The following is a 17,268-nucleotide window of genomic DNA, read 5'->3' as shown; positions in this document are numbered from 1 at the left end:
CTTACCACCTCACCCAATATATTATGAGGATTACAACAGAAATCCAAAAAACGTATCCACTCGGACTTGGTTTATAAATCAAATCAGTTACAATATCACCAATTGATCTAAAGAACACAGCTAACATACCATACAATTTTTCAAAAGATGGATGTCTATCGTACAATCGTTCAATAAACCTATAAAATCCTGTCGCATAGTGGTACAAGTCATAATTGTATAAGTAATCCCCACCAGTATATTGATCAGTTAATTCAACCCTCTTTCCCCTTGGGAATATCAAATACAAAACTGTTGCGATTATAAAACCTACTGCAAACATTGTAAAAACTGTTAAAGTATTCCACTTACCCAACGGAGTTACTATCTCAAATCCACTGTATGAAATAGGTTTTATTCCAAGAACTTTCTCTATTGAACTTATATAATCTAAAACTGGCTTTGGATAAACTCCAATAAAAAGCACCAGAACAACAAACAACAACATAGGTATTAACATAATACCTGGGACTTCTTTTACATCCGCATGTTTTCTCTTTAGCTGCCCCAAAAATACACCTGCTAATGGTCTAAAAACATAAAGAAAAGATCCGACACTTCCAATAAATGTAATTGCCAACGTGATAAACATACCCTTGTTGACAAGCGCACTAAAAATCATCCACTTTGATATAAATCCGCTTGTAGGTGGTATCCCCGCAAGTGAAATTATTCCAACAAGATATGTAACAAATGTCCATGGCATTCTCCAAATTAATCCACCCATTTCATCAATCTTCGTAGTTCCCGTCCTATACACAACTGCTGCAAAAGATAAGAAAATCATAGCAGCAGCTATTGCATGGTTAAATACATGAAACAATCCACCTGCATAACCTATTGAATTCATAGTTCCCAATCCCACGAGGATGTATCCACCATTTGCAATAGATGAAAATGCAATTAGTTGTTTCATATCATTTTGCCTAATTGCCATAAACGTACCAATTAATATTGAAATATTACCAAGCCAAATTAAAAGGTAATTAAGTAGTGGGATCCCATGATAAAATGAAGAAAACATTTGAACAGTTGGAAAAACAGATATTGCAATTGCCAAAACATAAGATCCCATTTTTACCAATTGCCCAGATAAGATTGCACTAAACGCATCTGGAGCGTTACCGTGGGTAATTCTAAGCCAAGTATGGAGTGGAAAAATTCCACTTTTTGCTATACCAGCACTTGCAATAAATAAAATTATAAACCATTTAAACAACGACGAATCATTAACTAATTGTTGAGATACCTGTTCAAACGAAAGCACACCATACCTCTTAAAAATTGCAAAGGTTGCATAAAGGTACATGTAACTTCCAATGGCACTTGTCACAGCATAAATTACAGCTGCTTTTTTTGAATCTTCTTTTCCCATGGGAACTATCAAAAATGAACCCAAAACGGCTAATTCCCAAAAAATGTAAAGAGTTAACAAGTCATTTGCAAAAAATACCCCTAAAACTCCAGAAATCATAATCAACATAAAAGCGTTAAAAGCGGCAGGTTTAATACCCTTTTTCTTAATCCATTCAATTATAAAAAATGCCACAAAAGAAATTATAATCATACTTACTAAAGCAAAATACTTCCCTAAATATGTAACTTTAAATGTACTTTCTAAATTGTTAAAAAGTCCAAAAAGTTTTTCACTATAATTTATATTTAAATTCCAAATTTCATAAAGTGCATACGCGGTGAGTAAAAAGTTAAATATTGAACCTAAAACTCTGTTAGATTTTGTCAACAGATAACTTACAACTGAACCAAAAAGAAAAACCAAAATTAAATTAGTTAAGGATATCATTTACATCCCTCCTAAAACGTTATTAATATACGTCTGAGAGCTCATTATACCTTGTGATATGTTTTCAGATATCTTTAGATACATTTCAGGGTATATACCTATATAGATTAAAAGTAGAGATAACACCAAAGCAATTAACAAAATATTCCATGAAATATTAGAATCTTTTTTATACTTACAATACCAAAGCTTTATATTCCACCTCAACAAATATGCAGCTTCTATTATAGTTGAAAACAACAAAAGCGCAGGTAACAAATAATCCCCTTTTTCAAATGCACTTTGCAAAATTAACAATTTACTTCTAAATCCTGCAAAAAGTGGAAAGCCAATTAACGAAAACGATGCAATACTAAAGGAAATACCTGCAGTTTTGTTATTCATAAAACTTCCTATTAAGGTTGCACCAATAACAAACAAAATTATTTTTGACGTTGCATCATTCAACAAATGAAAATAAGCAGCAGTTAATGCGTTAGATGTATTGAGAGAAAGCACACTTAATACTAAACCCGCTTGTGCTATAGAGGAAAACGCAAGCGCTTTTAGAAGATTTTCCTGTCTAAATGCGGCAATTTCAGCTAATACCAAAGTAATCAATCCAAAAACATACAAAACATCCAAAAAATAACCGTTGAAGATTGTGATAAATATCCTACTTAAAAGGTAAAACATTGAGAAAGTTACACTTGTAGCCAAAATAGTTGGTGTTATTGCAGATCCAGAAGCATAAACGTCTGGAATCCAACCTGCTAATGGTAAAATTTTGCTTTCAACCGCCAAACCTATAAACAACATAAGGGTAACATAAGGCAAAAATGAACTTTTCATGTTAAGCGAAATATCTGCAAAATTCAAAGAACCTGTTCCTATATATGCATATATAACACCTAAAAGATAAAATCCACCTGCAACACTTCCAACAATAAGATATTTATACGCACCATAATAATTTTTCTTTGAAGATGCAATAATGTAAGCTGCAGCCGCTGTTATTTCTAAGAAAACAAATGAGTTGAAAATATCACCGGTTAAAATTATTCCATTCAATGAAGAAAGTAAAATCAACACTACTATCGATAAACCATTGGCAATTTGAGGTATCAACGAAACAATTAAAAATATTATGTTAACAACCAAAAGTGTGTTAAAACTTGCAGAATCTAAAACTAAAACAATTCCAAATGGTGCCTTCCATCCTCCCATTTGCACCGTGGAATTAACAGGAATATTCATCAATAAAAAAAGGTTAATAATAACTATAAATGGCAGGACATATTTTGCCTTTTCCTTAAAAGGTACAAACAAAAATGCAGAAAGTAAAGGTACAACAACAAGCAACGCCGTCATTCTTTCGCCTCCTTTGTGGCGATTTCTTCAACTTCTAAAGTTTCATATTTTTCGTAAACTTTTATCAATAAAGATGCACCAAGCGCAAGGGTTCCAACACTAATTACAATTGCTGTAAGTACCAATGCTTGTGGTAATGGATCTACAAAATTGGCAACAGGGGTATATTGAGAATATATTGGTACATCTTTTCCTTCAATATATCCAAGAGAAATTATAAATATATTTATCGCGGTATCTATAATCGTTAAAGATACTAAAAATTTAAACAAATTTTTTTGAGTTAAGATTCCGTATATACCTATTCCTATTAAAACAAAAGCAATATAATAGACCATTATCATCCCTCCCTGTACATATCGGCAATTACTCCAGATAATTCCGCTCCAACCTTAAATCCAATTAAAATATATACAATTGGTATAATACCAGCACTAAACAAAGTACCTATTACTCCTGTTGGAAGGAAATTAACAAGAAACACTCCTCCTACGGCCAATCCAATTAATCCCAAAATTACGTATAGACTTCCCGCAAAGCCTTCGATAAATTTGGATGTTTTTGAAAGAGAAAATTCTTCGTTTGATAAATACAATAAAAGTATTCCCACAGCTATTATCGTTCCACCTGGAAATCCTCCACCAGGTGTAAGATGGCCGTGAATAAATACATAAGTTCCAAACAAAAGTATTAGTGGTAATAAAATCCCCACAGATACCCTCAAAACAAAATTGGGCATTCTTCCATATTTTTTTCTTCTAATCCCATGTAAAACAAAACCCACACCTAATGCCGAAGTGAAAAGCACCGTAACTTCACCTAAAGTATCAAAAGATCTGTAATCAACCACTATTGAAGTTACAACATTTGCGGCACCATCTTCCAAATCCTTAGTTTCACCAAACTTAACCTCTCTTTTTTCACTATTCACACTTTTATTTATATAAGCATCCGAAACTTTAGAAATTTTTGCCTGTCCATATTTTGGAAGAATAGATAAAGAATTTGATAAGAACAAAATCAAACCTAATACTATTAAAACGGAAAAAAATCTTCTCATTTTTTCTCACCACCTATTCTTCTAAAAGCTAAAATTAATACTGCTGTTGTCAAGCCGGCCCCCACCGATGCTTCTGTAATAGCAACATCTGGAGCTTTCATAATTACAAACAAAAACACAGACAACAAGCTCAAAAGCGAAAGTGCTATAAAAGAATCAAGTATTTTTTTTGCCTCTACTGCATAAATTCCTGATATAATCATCAAGACCCCTACAAAAATAGTGATGATTGTCATTCTTCTCCACCACCTTTGTATTCATCAACTATAGTTTTTTCCGTAGGTTTAATCCCTTTCAAATACGCTGCTCTAGCTAAAACTGAACTCCCGACAGGGTTAGTCAAAGCAATAAATGCTATTATCAATAAAGCTTTTGGTAAATAATCAATATCAACAAGCCCCACACCTAATACAACAGAAAATGAACCCAAAGTAGTAGCTTTGGTACCAGCTTGAAGCCTATTGTAAACATCAGGCATCCTAAAAATCCCAAGTCCTCCCAAAAAATAAAAAAACGCACCAATTACAATCAGTATATATCCCACTATAATCATTTTTTCCCCTCCAAATATCGTGCAATAACTACAGTTTCAACAAAAGATAACAAGCCATAAACCAGTGCTATGTCAAGATACAATCCATTGTTAAAAATCAATGCCAAAAAAACTATTGTTCCAGTTAAAACTACGTTTAAAGTATCAAGGGCGGCAACTCTGTCTGCACTTGTAGGTCCAAATAAGATTCTTAAAAAAGATAATAAGGCTCCAAGACCCACAAGCACAAAATAAATGTATTGTAAGAAAATCATTCAAATACCCCCTTTAGAATTTTTTCAAATTTTTCCGAAATGTATTTTTTCTTTTCTCCTTCTTCTGTAGTTTTAACGTCAATCCAATGAACATAGAGGACATCTTCTTTAACATCTAATGTTAAAGTACCTGGAGTTAAAGTTATAGAGTTTGCAAGCGCAAACTTTGAACTATCTTTTGTTAAATTCGTGTTAAGCTTAACAAATCCGGGATTAATAGGAAGTTTAGGATTTAAAACACGTACAGCTACATCAAAATTCGCCTTTATCATCTCCCATATAAAAACAGGAAGATATATTAACACAAATTTCACAAATCTTACTAAAAATAACTTGTCAAATTTTATTCCATAATACTTTTTAAATATCATGGAAATAACAAGCGATACAAAAAAACCGACAATAAGTTCTGAAACATTACTATAACCTGTTAGTAATATCCATGTGAAATAGGTCACAAAAAAGGTTGACAAGCTCATAACGTTCCCTCCTTTATAAAGAATAATAAATTTGAATTCGTTATTAAATCCCGAGTTATAATGTCCACTTTCTAAGTGTATTTTAACATAAAATTGAAATTATTCAAATCACAAAAATAGATTCAAATTATTCTATATAGATAAATTTTTTTATTTTTAAACAATATTTCCAAATATCAAAAAAACAAACAAAACGAAAATTTCCAGTATTATTTCTATCAATCCCCCCTTGAATTATTTGTGAAAAATATAGTATAATTTATTGTGACTATCTTCACAAAATTGAAAGGAGGAAAAAGATGGAAAAGAAAATACCAAAACCAGTTGTAAAAAGACTAGGCCTTTACTATAGATGTTTAAACAGGCTATACGAAGAAGGCATTGAGTTTGTCGCATCAAAAGACATTGCGGAAAGACTAGGAATTAAATCAAGTCAAGTAAGGAAAGATCTTTCATACTTTGGAGAGTTTGGAAAAAGAGGTGTGGGATATAACACATACGAACTAATGAATAGTCTTGAAAAAATAATAGGTGTTAATAAAATTTGGAATGTAGTTGTAATAGGAGCAGGAAATATAGGAAGTGCACTTGTAAGTTATGAAGGTTTAAAAAAAGAAAAATTCAATATAATTGGAATATTTGATGCTGACAGATCAAAGGTTGGAAAAAAGATTGGAAAACTTCAAATCAAACACATTTCTGAAATCGAAGAATTTTTCAAAAAAAATATCGTAGAAATTGCTGTGATTGCCGTTCCCGAAAATGCTGCTCAATTAGTGGTTGAAAAGCTCGAAGAATTAGGTGTAAAAGGATTAATAAATTTTGCACCAATAAAATTAAGAACAAAACTTCACGTGGAAGATGTGGATATTACTTTATCTTTTAAAGCGCTATCTTTTAAAATTGAAAGAAGTTTAAAATAAGAAGGTGAAAGTAATGAGAAGGGATCTTTATCTTTGGAAATACTTTTCACTTGCAAGAAAAGTTGCAGATAATTTAAATAAAAAAGGTCACGATGCATACATAGTCAAAGATACAAATGAAGCACTCAAAAAAGTATTGGAACTTATTCCAGAAAATTCTTCTGTTGCCACAGGTGGCTCTCTAACGTTAAATCAAATCAAACTATTAGATGCACTAAGAAATGGGAATTACATTTTTTATGACAGATATAGTGCTAAATCAAAAGAAGAAAAATACGAATTAGAAAGAAAAGCTTTTTTTGCAGATTATTACATTTGTAGTGCAAATGCAATAACTGAAAATGGTGAAATAGCACTTTTAGATGGAAATGGAAATAGAGTAGCAGCTGTAATATACGGACCAAAAAATGTAATTTTGGTAACTAGTGTAAATAAAATTGTCTCAAATCTGTTAGAAGCAAGGGAAAGAATAAGATACATATCCCCAATGAATAGCAAACGTCTAGACTTAAATACACCTTGCACACAAACAGGATATTGCATTAATTGTGCCTCGGCTCAAAGAATATGTAATTACTACACAATCATAGAATCTGATCACAGACATCCTGGAAGGATTAAAGTTATCCTTGTTTTGGAAGAATTGGGTTTATAAAAAATCCAAGGGGAAATCCCCTTGGATTTTAAAAACCTGAAACTTCCTTTATAGGTGGCAAAGTTTCGATATAGTTTTTATAGTATAGTAATTTTTCTCCTACTCTTAATATTGAAGGATTCTTAATATTATTCCATCTTATTAAATCTTTTATCGAAATTCCAAATCTCTTTGCAATATTCCAAAGATTGTCACCTGGTTTTACTATATATTCAAATTTAACAACTGCTTCCCAGTTATTATCGGTTGTCGCTTTTATTTCTTTTCTATTAAGGACGTAATCTGCCATTAATTCTGATACTTCCATCATTACCTCTCTGACAACTGGTTTTCCTTTAAACATTGTATATCCCCCGCCACCACCAGCTCTATAATTGTTTAACACAATTTCATATTCTTTGTCCATTTCGATAGGTTTCCCTTCAAACATTAAATCAATTATTCTATTTCCTGAAGGATTATTTAGCACTATCTTATAACTTATACCTTCCCACATATCATAGTTGTAATGTCTTGGTTTTGGCTCAACCCAAGTTTTATTAACAGAAACTTTAAAATTATTAAAAGCAAAATAATCCGCACTTTTTTCCAAAGCTTCCTTTATATCTTTTCCTGTAACTTTTATAACCTTTAATGTATTAGGATAAATGTATACGGCATTTATATCCCTTAATGTTATTGGTCCACTTTTCCAACCTTTTATGTCGTTATTGAACAAAGCTGTCGAAGAAATTTTAGCCTTACTGTAGTACATTTGAACTTTATTAACGAATTCAATTAAACTATTATCCTGTAGTCTTGCAAATAATGGATCATAAATCCAAAAATCTCCTTTAGCGTAACCTACAGGTTGATCGAGCCATGCTTGAACTTTTTCTTCATATGGCTTTGCCATAGCAACAACTTCATTATCAGCTTCAACGCCTTTTACAGGTATTTCTTCCACAGAACTATCAATAATCTTCCACTTTCCATTAACTTTTTCTAAATTTAAAACAATCTTTCCAAGGTATTTTCCCCATTTTGATGGCATTGATACTGGTACACCATTTATTTTTGCAGCAATTGTTCTGTGTTGGTGTCCAAGCAATAACACATCAATCCCATTTACTTCTTGTAAAAGTTGATACCCTTGATTTTCACCTGTCAATTCCTCAGTTGGGGTTCCTGTTTCTGGATCTCTTTCTAATCCTCCGTGGTATGCTACGACAATAACATCCACTTTATCCCTTAATTCTTTTACATACTTCTTTGCAACTTTCACAGGATCTTCAAATTTTAATCCTTTTATATTCTTTGGATCCTCCCAATTCGGGATAAATTTTGTAGTCAAACCTAAAATTCCAACTTTTATTCCACCTACATTAACTATATGATAAGGCTTAAACACGGGATTTCCATTTTCATCTAATATATTTGCACTCAATGCCGGAAATTGTGCCTCTGAAACCGCCTTGTTCAAAATATCCAATCCATAGTTAAATTCATGATTTCCCAATGTCCATGCAGAGTATCCCAATTTGTTCATGACTAAAATCATAGGATCAATAGGTTTGTTGTCAATTCTTGCATGATAGTATTCCAATGGAGTACCTTGTATTAAATCTCCAGAATCGATCAAAATAACATTCCCACATTCCTTTCTCATTTGCTTTACTAGAGTTGCAATTTTTGCAAGTCCCACATCAGAAGGCTTGTTTGTAGCATAACTAATTGGTAAAATGTTTCCATGCAAATCACTGGTATGTAAAATAACCAACTGGACTGAAAAACTTAAAACCATAAAAACAAACAAAAATAAAACAAAAATCTTCCTCACACCATCACCTCCCATTTTTTAACTTATGCAAACATTTTCTACAAATTGCTATGTATTTTTCCTTACCACCAATATCTATTTCTCCACCATCTGGAACTATTTTGTATGAATATGTGGCTCTATGTTCTCCACATTTCTCGCACACTGCTTTTTTCTTTATAACCTCATCTGCAATAGCTAAAAGCTTTGCTGTAACTTCAAATGGATTTTCAAGATAAGAAATGTCTAATCCTGCACAATAAACATCTATACCTTTAAAAACCAAATCTTTTACAAGATCAATTAATTCAATATCAAAAAACTGCACCTCATCAATGAAAATTGCACTTACCGTCTCATCAATATATTCGTATATTTCTTTGGACTTATCAACTTTAAATGCTTTAACTTTAAAACCCGTATGAGTTGATACTATATCTTCTCCATATCTATTATCAATAGCTGGTTTAAAAACCTTTGTCTTTTTTCTCCCAATATTATAAATCTCAACAAAGGACAAAAGTTCCGTTGTTTTACCAGAATACATAGGTCCAGTAATTACTGTTATCTTACCAGGCATTTCATTCCCTCCAAAACAATGTAATTCTAGATATATTATATCACAACAAAATCCCTTCTTTAAAAAAAGAAGGGATTTAATACATTGAAATTTTTTAATAATACATTTTCCTATATATAACAAATCTTATTTTCAATTTTTTTCGACAAGTTTTTTCTTTCTAAGATATTCTTCTGTGATTTCTCCATTAATAAATTTTTCATTTAATATTTCTAAAGCCTTTTTCTTTGCACCACCACTATTATTTTGAAAATTATCTAATTCTTTCAACACATCGGAATTTTTTATAAAACAACAAATTAAAACTCCTAGTAATAACAATCATATTAACATCATATTTCAACTTTCCTTTAATTCATTAAAATAAGTCTCCTCTTTCTTGAATATTGCCTTTTTCTTGTTTCACCCTTTGCTAATATTTTAAAAAACTCGTTTTCTTTAGAATTTTTATTTCATTATAGTTCTATTCCATACCAACGCCAATTGTACATTATAAACATTTCTACTTTCAAATAAAAAAAATTTCCTAATACAATAACAACTGTTTTTACATATTTTTCATATATAACTACATCGATAAAAATAAGTTTCTTTTAATACCGCATGCTTCATATGTACATTTTCCCTGACCTTTCCTATTACTAGTTGGGTAACAATAGTATAACACCTAATTATTAAAATTTCCTAAAAACTCGTTTGTTTTTTTCATTTTTTGTCTAATTATCTATCCTTTAAAGTTTTCATTAAGTAAAGTTATACTCTAATAGATTAACTTTCTTCCATTTTGTAAAATTCATCCAAAAAATTTTCCAATTGTTCGCTCAGGCTCTCTATTTCACTTTTAATCAACATTAGATACTTTTCTCCTTCTTTTGTAATCTTATACACCTTTCTAAATGGACCATCTCCTTCTTCTAAATCATATGTTATAAACCCATTTATTTCCAATTTCCTTAATATATTATATATGACACCTGGATCATGCCTGAAATTATAAAATTTAGATTCAAAAAGTCTTTGTACAAGTTCATAACCATGAGAAGGTTTCTCTTTCAACAATAAAAGCAAACTTGCCGTTAAAAAATCACCTAACACAAATCCTCTTCCTCTTCTTCCAAGTCTTCTTGGCACAAATTCACCTCCGCACACTTTTACTATTTTAATTATACCATTCTTTTCACTTATAAAATTCACAAAATCATGTTAAAATACTAATGTAAAAGAGTAATGGGGTGATAATTTGAATTTAAATGACTTTTTTAAAAGAAAAATTAACAAACATCTCATCATTCCATTCATCGTTATTGCAATAGTCTCTGGAATATTCTTTGTTTTTTTGGGATTTCGTTCTATATCAATAGAAGCATTCATTCAGCTTGAAAGATCCACAGAAAGATGGAACAACTTATTTTTTAACCTTGAAAACATTCTACAATTTATTTCTCTTGACCCACAACTTGTAGATGATCAAAAGAAATTAGAAAATGCTTTAAAAAATATATACAAAAAATTTTCAAAAGAAATTTCATATATATACTTCTCAACTGATCAGAAAAATCTTATTATATATCCACATAACTCTTCGATAGAAAATGAAAATCCAAAAAACAGACCTTGGTTCGTATCTGCAATAAATAAAAAAGATAAAGTTCAAATTACTGAACCTTATGTTGACAAAATTACAAAAGAAATTGTAATTACCGTTTCAAAATACGTGGAAGGAAAAAACATTTCAGGTATAATTGGAATAGATTTAAATCCAAAATTTTTAAAAACTTTAAGCAAAAACGCACTGTTAATCTCAAAAAATGACAACACAATTCTTTATGGAACTCCAGAAAATATTGGAAAGAAATTTGATTTTGCCATAAAAAAGGGTGATTACATTTATAAAAATTATCTAATAGTATCCAAAGAAGCTCGCGGTGATGTATATTTTGTCATTTATAAAAATTTATTTTTAGAACTTTTGCCATATTATTTTACTTCTATATCTAGTATACTTCTCATCTTTTTACTTGCAAAGACCGTCCATAAAAATATTGAAAGAGAACTTAAAGAATCAATAGCAACACCTATTAAAAACCTAGTAAATGAAACTAAAAATTATCTTACAAACCAAACATTTAACTCTTCAAAAATTTCATCAAATATAAAAGAAATAGATTTTCTAATCAATGAAGTAGCAGATATGATTTCCATTATTGAAGCAAATTTTCAAGAACTTAAATCAACAAACGAAGAACTGCTTGATGCATACAGTGAAATTGAAAGATATTCTGGTGAACTTGAATCAACCTATGAATTATTTATAGAAAAAATGTCAAACATAGTAGAAGGATTTGACGAAACTACAGGAAATCATATAAAAAGAGTACAAATACTATCTGAATTTCTAGCAAAAAAATTGCAATTGCCAAAAACCCTTGTTAGAAAAGTTTACCTTTATTCACCATTGCATGATATAGGTAAAATAAAAGTCCCCCCAAAAATACTATCAAAACCTGGCCCTCTTTCAAAAGAAGAATGGGAAATAATGAAGAAACACACAATATGGGGTGCAGAGATATTAAATGGCGATCCAAGACTTGAGACAGCAAAAAAAATTGCACTATATCATCATGAAAAATACAACGGAAAGGGTTATCCATATGGCTTAAAGGAAGATGAAATACCAATAGAAGCACAAATAGTTAACATAATAGATGTCTATGACGCACTACGTTCTAAACGACCATATAAAGCTGCTCTTTCACACGAAAAAGCATTAGAAATAATAATAAAAGGTGATGGGAGAACATCACCTGATGATTTTAACCCAAAAATATTAGAGCTCTTCAAAAAATATGAAAGAGAAATCAAAGAATTATGGGATAATTTAAATGAGAACAATTAAATAACCCGGGGTTTATCCCCGGGTTACTTTCTCCAAAGTCCATGTATATTACAATACTCTCTTGCTGAAACCTTACTTCCCTTCTTCACCTCAAAAATTGCTTCAGGTTTATCACCAGGTTTCAAAAATTTTTTGTAAACAACTCCATCCACTGTTAGTTCTATCCATTCTATATAGTGTTTTTCTTCCATAGGATGCATTGCATTTTCTCCAACTCTAACCTTATAACCATCTTCAATTTCTTCAATAAACGGAACATGTTTTTCTTGAGTAGAATCTGCCGTCTTCTCCTCTAAAAGTTTCATTGGTTCTCCACAGCAAACAAGTGTTCCAGCACCCTCGTGTAAAACTTCAACAATATTTCCACATTTTTCACATTTGTATATTTGCCCTCTTTTTGTCATGATTCTCCCTCCTTAATTGAATAATAACACCTCTTTGGACTTTCCACCTTACCTTCGTTTTTCAAATCTTTAATTAATTTACTTACAAGTTTGGTATCTACTCCTAATTTTTCGGCAATTTCTCCAGTTTTCATAGGTCTTCTTTCATATTTTAATACTTCAATTATCTTCTCTTTGTTCATAATATCACTCCGCAACAATTGGTGTGTAAACCCTTTGAGCAAGTTCCTTGTCAAGCATGAAAAGTGCGTTTTTATTATCACCAATTAATTCTAATTGGCTTAGAATATCATTTGCATTTTCTTCCTCTTCTACTTGCTCATCAACAAACCATTGCAAGAAATTAAAAGTAGCCCTATCTTTCAAACTTTCTGCTAAATCAACCAATTCATTTATTTTAGAAGTAATATGTTGTTCATGTTTAAGAACTTCTTCAAAAATTTCCTTTATACCTCCAAAATCTTGTGGTGGCTCATTTATTGTCACCAATTTAATTTTTGCACCCTGTCTTGCAAGATAATCAAATATTTTCATAGCATGATCCCTTTCTTCCATTGCTTGAATCCTCATCCAATTTGCAAACCCCTTTAATCCAATATTTTCAAAATATGCTGCCATGGAAAGGTATAAATACGCCGAATAAAATTCCTCATTTACTTGATTATTCAAAGCCTGAACCATTTTTTCGTTTAACATAATGCCCCCCCTTTTTTAGTTAAGTTTAGAAATATTTTCGATTAATTCATCTAATTTTTCATATTCTTCTTTTGTTATAAGTCCCTTTACCACCACTTCACCTACTATTTCTGCCTTTACATTCTTTATCATTCCTTTTAATTCTTCTATAAACCTTCCTCCCCATCCATAGGAGCCCAATATCCCTATGTATTTTGTCTTTGGCCTTAAGGCATTCATTAAATATACCACTCCTGCTATCTTTGGGTGCATACCTCCCAATACCATTGGCGTCCCCACTACTACTGTCGATGCCTCTACCAAATCTATCGCTATCTCTCCTATGTCGCTTTTTACTACATTGTGTAATTTTACTCTTACTCCCTTTTCCATTAATCCTTCCATTACGTATTCCACCATCTTTCTTACACTTTCATGCATCGATACATACAATATTATTACTTCTTTTTTTGTCTCGTTACCCGCCCATTTTTTGTATTCTTTTATTATTTTTTCTGGTTTTGTATATACCGGCCCATGACTTGGCGCTATCTTTCCTATCTCTATCTTTTCTATCTTTTCTATGTTCTTTATAACGTGGTTTCTAAACGGCATCATTATTTCTGCGTAGTACCTCTTTGCCATCTCTATTAATACATCGTCTCCTTCTTGTTCTATGTCACTTGTTGCATAGTGTGAACCAAATAAATCACAACTAAACAATATCTTTTCTTCTTTTAAGTACGTTACCATCGTCTCTGGCCAATGTACCCACGGCGTTAAGTAAAATTTTAACGTCTTTCCCCCTAAATCTAGCTCTTCTCCATCTGTTACCTCTATTATATCTTCTTTACTTACATGTACGTGTGTGTGCAATAATTCTGCACATTTCTTGTTCGTTACTACCTTCGCACCATACTTCTCCACCACTTCTTTTATCAAACCTGAATGGTCTTGTTCCGCATGATTTGATATTACATAATCTATATTCTTTATATCCAATTTCTCTAAATTGTTGTAAAACTCTTCTTTCTTTGCAGGATCAACGGTATCTATTAAAGCTATCTTTTCCCCTTTTACTATATATGCATTGTACGTTGTCCCATTTGGAAGAGGAATTAATTCGTCAAATAATTCCCTATCCCAATCAATAGCTCCTACATAGTATACCCCATCACCTATCTTCTTAACCATCTTATTCCTCCCCTTCTCATTAAAAGTGGGACATAATGTCCCACTTATTCTTCTACTTCAAATTGGTCTTTGCCTACCCCACATACTGGACATACCCAATCTTCTGGCAATTTCTCAAATGGTGTCCCTGGCTCTACCCCATTGTCTGGATCCCCTACTTCTGGATCATATACATATCCACATACACTACATACGTATCTCTTCATGTTTTCCCCCTCCAAAATATCATTTTAACTTTTTATGACAGAACCACCAGTCGTAGCATTCGTATTCCTTTAACCTTTGTTCTGCTTCTTTTACGCTACTTGCAGGTGGAACAATTACCTCATCATTGACAAGTTCATTGTTAGGCCAATTTGCTGGCAAAGCAACTCCATTCTCATCAACTGTTTGCAACCCTTTTACCATTCTCAAAATCTCATCCATGTTCCTTCCAAGTTCTTGTGGATAATAAAGAATAGCTCTTAAAATTCCTTTTGGATCAATTATGAATACAGCTCTTACCGTATTAGTACCTTTTGCTGGATGAATCATCCCAAGCATTTCTGCAATTTTCCCTCTATCATCTGCTATAACTGGGAATTTAATTTCAACATTAAGTTTTTCTTTGATCCACTCAACCCACTTTATATGTGAAAATACCTGATCAATGCTTAATCCAACCAATTCCGTGTTTATCTTTTGAAATTCATCGTATCTCTTCTGAAACGCAACAAATTCCGTTGTACAAACTGGTGTAAAATCCGCTGGATGACTAAATAACACAACCCATTTTCCCTTAAAATCATCTGGAAACTTTATAACTCCTTTCGTAGTAACTGCCTCAAACTCTGGAACCTTCTCCCCAATAAGTGGTAAACTCATACTACTCACCTCCATTTAAACATTTTTTACAAATTCCAACTAAACAATACTGGATTTTTTTTACCAAATGCCCATCTATACTATCCACTTTTTGAATTTCTGGTAATTCACCAAATACATCGTAAACTTTTTTACACTTCAAACAGAAAAAATGATGATGTGGAACAATTTCATAATCATATCTTATCGCAGATGGTGTAATTACCTCTTTTATTACCCCTTTCTCACTCAACAAATTAACGGTGTTATAAACAGTAGCCCTTGAAATAGCATGTATCTTTGACTTTAACTCTTCGTATATTTCATCAGCAGATGGATGTACTTTACTTTCAATTATAAATTTTAAAATCTGTATTCTCTGAATAGTTGGTCTTATATCGTGAAGCTTTAAAATCTTCGCATAACTCTCCATGCTAATCCTCCTTTATCATGTCCAATTTTATTATACATCTATTTTTAGACATTGTCAATATCTTTTATTTTTTTATTATAATTTTTATTCTAGACAACACAAATGCCTAAAAAACGCTTTTATTCGACTATCGAACAAATACCTTAAATTACACGTAAAAAAACTTTGATTAATTTGTTTCAAGATATTTTTCTAAAATAGGTTGTAAAAAGAAGTTTTAAAAGTACAATTAACGTAGGAAGGGGGATAAACTTTGGAGTTTTTGCTAATAATTTTATCCATATACTCGCTAATAACAACATTATTTTTATTTAATTTAGCTAAAAGTAAAAAAATAAACTTAAAAGAAGTAGTGTTTGATTTTACAAATCAACTTACAAATGAGAACAATGATTTTCCAATAAAAGCGTTATCGTTTATTTCAAAAGAATTTCCCGAAATTGATTCGGGCATTTTTTTAGTAAAAGAAGGAAATAAATTTAATGAAGTATCTTCTTTTGGCCAAAAAATCGAATACAACGATAAATTATTTTTTTACAAAGATTACTTTGTAAAAGACTTTACAATAGACAATACATTAGGAGTAAGATTAATACTTCATTCAAAGTCTAAGATTTCTAAATCAAAAACCGAAAAACTTGAGATAATTTCTTCTTTAATCTCTTCATCTGAACTAATTAAAAATCTAATTAAAAAACATGGAAAATTCCAAATTGATCTTATGCTTTCTATGATAAAAATATTAGAATATTATGACAGATATACCCAAGGTCATTCACTTAGAGTTGCAGAGTTATCCCAAAAAATTGCAAAAAAACTTAATTTATCTTCACAGGAAATTTCAGATGCATATTGGACAGGTCTTGTTCACGATATAGGAAAAATAGCAATTCCAAATAGTATTTTAAATAAAGAAGGCTCTCTTACTATGGAAGAATATGAAATAATAAAAAAACATCCTATATATGGTTTTGAATTCTTATCAACGTCTGAAACACTTAAAAATATAGCAACCTATGTATATCATCATCACGAAAAGTGGGATGGAACAGGTTATCCAGGGAGGTTAAAAGGCGAGATGATTCCAATTATTTCAAGGATAATCAGTGTTGCAGATAGTTGGGATGCTATGACTAGTAAAAGAGCATATAGAGATGCCTTAACATATGAATTTGCTTTGCAGGAAATAATAAACAATTCAAACAAACAATTTGATCCAAAAGTTGTCTCAGCTTTTCTAGATGTATTAAAAGAAGAAGAAAATTTAGATATTGCATAATGGGCCCATTTGGGCTCTTTTTTTTAATTTAATAATATTTAGGAGGTGG

The 17,268-nt window shown here is 31.4% G+C and carries 23 protein-coding genes; 4 read left to right on the top strand and 19 right to left on the bottom strand.

Annotated elements, in window-relative coordinates; all coding sequences use genetic code 11:
* Window position 1: 1 nt before the first annotated feature.
* The 8 genes from Y592_RS06845 to Y592_RS06810 are packed head-to-tail and all read right to left on the bottom strand — an operon-like array spanning window position 2 to window position 5,539.
* Window positions 2-1,843: a proton-conducting transporter transmembrane domain-containing protein gene (locus Y592_RS06845; RefSeq protein WP_077287739.1), complete on the bottom strand. Its 1,842-nt coding sequence runs from the start codon at window positions 1,841-1,843 to the stop codon at window positions 2-4.
* On the bottom strand, window positions 1,844-3,193 hold the full coding sequence (locus Y592_RS06840) for a complex I subunit 5 family protein (protein WP_075666249.1): 1,350 nt from the start codon (window positions 3,191-3,193) through the stop codon (window positions 1,844-1,846). It lies immediately after the preceding gene.
* A complete protein-coding gene (locus tag Y592_RS06835; protein ID WP_077287737.1) occupies window positions 3,190-3,531 on the bottom strand; it encodes a sodium:proton antiporter in 342 nt (113 codons plus the stop codon). Before Y592_RS06835 ends, Y592_RS06840 begins: the two co-directional genes overlap by 4 nt.
* Before the next feature lie 2 nt (window positions 3,532-3,533).
* Entirely contained in the window at window positions 3,534-4,253 is a 720-nt protein-coding gene (locus Y592_RS06830) for a Na(+)/H(+) antiporter subunit B (RefSeq protein WP_075666247.1), read from the bottom strand.
* Complete coding sequence (locus Y592_RS06825; protein ID WP_075666246.1) at window positions 4,250-4,489, bottom strand: Na(+)/H(+) antiporter subunit B; 240 nt, start codon at window positions 4,487-4,489, stop codon at window positions 4,250-4,252. Before Y592_RS06825 ends, Y592_RS06830 begins: the two co-directional genes overlap by 4 nt.
* Complete coding sequence (mnhG, locus tag Y592_RS06820; protein ID WP_075666245.1) at window positions 4,486-4,806, bottom strand: monovalent cation/H(+) antiporter subunit G; 321 nt, start codon at window positions 4,804-4,806, stop codon at window positions 4,486-4,488. The genes Y592_RS06825 and mnhG overlap by 4 nt, the downstream gene beginning before the upstream one ends.
* Complete coding sequence (locus tag Y592_RS06815) at window positions 4,803-5,060, bottom strand: cation:proton antiporter (RefSeq protein ID WP_075666244.1); 258 nt, start codon at window positions 5,058-5,060, stop codon at window positions 4,803-4,805. The genes mnhG and Y592_RS06815 overlap by 4 nt, the downstream gene beginning before the upstream one ends.
* Window positions 5,057-5,539: a Na+/H+ antiporter subunit E gene (locus Y592_RS06810; protein WP_075666243.1), complete on the bottom strand. Its 483-nt coding sequence runs from the start codon at window positions 5,537-5,539 to the stop codon at window positions 5,057-5,059. The genes Y592_RS06815 and Y592_RS06810 overlap by 4 nt, the downstream gene beginning before the upstream one ends.
* A gap of 299 nt (window positions 5,540-5,838) precedes the next feature.
* Between Y592_RS06810 and Y592_RS06805 the strand changes: the two genes are divergently transcribed.
* Together Y592_RS06805 and Y592_RS06800 are read left to right on the top strand one after the other, a co-directional pair.
* Window positions 5,839-6,462 carry a redox-sensing transcriptional repressor Rex gene (locus tag Y592_RS06805; RefSeq protein WP_075666242.1) on the top strand — a complete coding sequence of 208 codons (624 nt, stop codon included), beginning with the start codon at window positions 5,839-5,841 and terminating at the stop codon, window positions 6,460-6,462.
* Window positions 6,463-6,475: 13 nt separating this feature from the next.
* Complete coding sequence (locus Y592_RS06800) at window positions 6,476-7,117, top strand: lactate utilization protein (RefSeq protein ID WP_077287735.1); 642 nt, start codon at window positions 6,476-6,478, stop codon at window positions 7,115-7,117.
* Between the two features lie 28 nt (window positions 7,118-7,145).
* Here the strand turns inward: Y592_RS06800 and Y592_RS06795 are convergent, their stop codons facing one another.
* The 4 genes from Y592_RS06795 to Y592_RS06785 all read right to left on the bottom strand — a co-directional run bounded on the left by Y592_RS06795 (window position 7,146) and on the right by Y592_RS06785 (window position 10,626).
* On the bottom strand, window positions 7,146-8,936 hold the full coding sequence (locus Y592_RS06795; protein WP_075666240.1) for a 5'-nucleotidase C-terminal domain-containing protein: 1,791 nt from the start codon (window positions 8,934-8,936) through the stop codon (window positions 7,146-7,148).
* Window positions 8,937-8,940: 4 nt separating this feature from the next.
* Window positions 8,941-9,495 (bottom strand): thymidine kinase, encoded by a 555-nt coding sequence (locus Y592_RS06790; protein ID WP_075666239.1) that lies wholly within the window; start codon window positions 9,493-9,495, stop codon window positions 8,941-8,943.
* A 132-nt stretch (window positions 9,496-9,627) separates the two neighbouring features.
* Window positions 9,628-9,816, bottom strand: a complete 189-nt coding sequence (locus Y592_RS09105; RefSeq protein WP_077287733.1) for a hypothetical protein — start codon at window positions 9,814-9,816, stop codon at window positions 9,628-9,630.
* 447 nt (window positions 9,817-10,263) lie between these two features.
* On the bottom strand, window positions 10,264-10,626 hold the full coding sequence (locus Y592_RS06785; protein WP_075666238.1) for a PadR family transcriptional regulator: 363 nt from the start codon (window positions 10,624-10,626) through the stop codon (window positions 10,264-10,266).
* Between the two features lie 109 nt (window positions 10,627-10,735).
* Here Y592_RS06785 and Y592_RS06780 point away from each other — a divergent pair, with 109 nt between their 5' ends.
* A complete protein-coding gene (locus Y592_RS06780; RefSeq protein ID WP_075666237.1) occupies window positions 10,736-12,391 on the top strand; it encodes an HD domain-containing phosphohydrolase in 1,656 nt (551 codons plus the stop codon).
* 23 nt (window positions 12,392-12,414) lie between these two features.
* Here the strand turns inward: Y592_RS06780 and Y592_RS06775 are convergent, their stop codons facing one another.
* The 7 genes from Y592_RS06775 to Y592_RS06745 are packed head-to-tail and all read right to left on the bottom strand — an operon-like array spanning window position 12,415 to window position 15,940.
* A complete protein-coding gene (locus tag Y592_RS06775; protein WP_075666236.1) occupies window positions 12,415-12,795 on the bottom strand; it encodes a desulfoferrodoxin in 381 nt (126 codons plus the stop codon).
* Window positions 12,792-12,977 carry an HTH domain-containing protein gene (locus tag Y592_RS06770; protein WP_075666235.1) on the bottom strand — a complete coding sequence of 62 codons (186 nt, stop codon included), beginning with the start codon at window positions 12,975-12,977 and terminating at the stop codon, window positions 12,792-12,794. Before Y592_RS06770 ends, Y592_RS06775 begins: the two co-directional genes overlap by 4 nt.
* A 4-nt stretch (window positions 12,978-12,981) precedes the next feature.
* A complete protein-coding gene (locus Y592_RS06765; protein WP_075666234.1) occupies window positions 12,982-13,491 on the bottom strand; it encodes a ferritin in 510 nt (169 codons plus the stop codon).
* 15 nt (window positions 13,492-13,506) lie between these two features.
* Entirely contained in the window at window positions 13,507-14,664 is a 1,158-nt protein-coding gene (locus Y592_RS06760; protein ID WP_075666233.1) for an FprA family A-type flavoprotein, read from the bottom strand.
* Window positions 14,665-14,708: 44 nt separating this feature from the next.
* A complete protein-coding gene (gene rd / locus Y592_RS06755; RefSeq protein ID WP_075665548.1) occupies window positions 14,709-14,870 on the bottom strand; it encodes a rubredoxin in 162 nt (53 codons plus the stop codon).
* A 19-nt stretch (window positions 14,871-14,889) separates the two neighbouring features.
* The gene (locus Y592_RS06750) at window positions 14,890-15,528 is read right to left on the bottom strand and encodes a peroxiredoxin (RefSeq protein WP_075666232.1); all 639 of its coding nucleotides are present in this window, start codon (window positions 15,526-15,528) and stop codon (window positions 14,890-14,892) included.
* A gap of 1 nt (window position 15,529) precedes the next feature.
* Window positions 15,530-15,940, bottom strand: coding sequence for a Fur family transcriptional regulator (locus Y592_RS06745; RefSeq protein WP_075666231.1), 411 nt, complete (start codon window positions 15,938-15,940; stop codon window positions 15,530-15,532).
* Window positions 15,941-16,193: 253 nt separating this feature from the next.
* On the opposite strand from Y592_RS06745, the gene Y592_RS06740 reads away from it, so the two are divergent.
* Window positions 16,194-17,219: an HD-GYP domain-containing protein gene (locus tag Y592_RS06740; protein ID WP_075666230.1), complete on the top strand. Its 1,026-nt coding sequence runs from the start codon at window positions 16,194-16,196 to the stop codon at window positions 17,217-17,219.
* Window positions 17,220-17,268: the final 49 nt, after the last annotated feature.

Origin of the sequence: Thermosipho sp. 1070 (assembly GCF_001682135.1) — a bacterium.
Lineage (GTDB): Bacteria > Thermotogota > Thermotogae > Thermotogales > Fervidobacteriaceae > Thermosipho > Thermosipho affectus.
Note: the sequence above shows the minus strand (reverse complement) of the source record. Positions and strands in the feature narration are given on the sequence as shown.